Origin of the sequence: Streptomyces sp. NPDC059900, assembly GCF_050270335.1 — a bacterium.
Classification (GTDB): domain Bacteria; phylum Actinomycetota; class Actinomycetes; order Streptomycetales; family Streptomycetaceae; genus Streptomyces.
Map to the genome: position 1 here is coordinate 1 of NZ_JBNNJZ010001113.1, position 1267 is coordinate 1267.

Annotated in this window: 1 protein-coding gene and 1 pseudogene; both read right to left on the bottom strand. The window is 70.7% G+C overall.

Annotation, left to right across the window (positions count from 1 at the left end; all coding sequences use genetic code 11):
• Window positions 1-149 precede the first annotated feature (149 nt).
• Entirely contained in the window at window positions 150-380 is a 231-nt protein-coding gene (locus ACQKIP_RS47690) for a hypothetical protein (protein ID WP_365864454.1), read from the bottom strand.
• Window positions 381-760: 380 nt separating this feature from the next.
• A pseudogene (locus ACQKIP_RS47695) lies at window positions 761-1267 on the bottom strand (PAS domain S-box protein); the annotation flags it as partial.

The window sequence follows — 1267 nt, forward strand, 5'->3', positions numbered from 1 at the left end:
GGTACGGATGGGGACGAGCCGGCGGCGGAAAGACCGGACGGGTGCCGGCTGAACATTGGGCAGGACTCGGATTCCCGGAGTCCGGCGGCCATCTCGCTTCCGCGCACCGCCCCTGAGCGCGGCGGACCGCGTCCCTGGTACGGGGCGGATCAACCGATCAGCTTGTGCAGTCCCACAGTGCCAGCCCCGAACCCCGTCACCCCGGCGAGGAGCGCGCCGGCGGCATTGCCCGCGCTGAACCAGGTGAGGACGCCGACGAGGGTGCCGATGAACGCCGCCGTCAGCAAGACCAGGGCGGCCCGCTGGCTCAGCAGCGGTTGGGTGTCCGGAGCGGAAGGGGCCGGCTGGGGTCCGGTGGGTTCCGGGGGCGGGGTGGTCATACCGATTCCTTGTCGCGGCCGGAGCGAAAAGTGTAGGCAACACGGGGCATGGCGATCAGCCAGGCGACCATCCATTGCCACTGGGCGACACGCCCCGGCAGGTCAGCCAGGATGGCGCGCTGCTCCTCGAGCCAGCCGGGCCGTTCGCTGGCCGGCAGCAGCAGGGCAAGGAACCGCGCGATGAACTGCACGGCGCGCCCGCCGGACTCCCTCGCATCCGCCCTCCGCCCGCGCGAGCGCGACATAGCCTTGTCGGTGTCGGAGGGAGAGGGTGCCTTGTCCTGCGGTGTCGTGTCCGCGGTGCGGGGGCGCTCTTCTTCGGCCCTGACGTCGACGGCGCGGCCGTTCTCGGGGATCGCCCGAGCGGGAGCGGCCACCGGCTGCAGCCGGTCCCGCAGGGGGACCCGCTCGCTCACGTCCCGGCTGTTGAAGATCAGCCCGCTGTGGTGGCGGTTGACGGTGGACTCGACGTCCAGCCAGCCGCCGTCGCCGGAGCGGAAGCGGCACTCGATGCGGGTGGCGGGTTCGTCCAGGGGGCTGGCAGCCAGGAAGCGGCGTACCTCGTGCACCACGCGGCCCAGGTCCTGCGGGTGGACGAGACCGGCCAGTTCCGTCCCGACCAGGTCCTCCGGCGGGCGTTTGTAGACCCCGGCCGCGGCGGGGGATACGTAGCGCAGGATGCCGTTGGGAGCGATGGTCATGATGACGTCGCTGGAGCCCTGCACCAGGGAGCGGAAATGGCTCTCCTTCTGCGCCAGTTCTCCGGCCAGGGAAATGTTGTCGAGCAGCATGATCGCTTGGCGTACCACCAGGACGAACACGACCGTTGCGGCGGTGAGGAGTGTGAAGCGGTCCACGGTGCCGCGGCTGAGGACGGTGTACAGGAT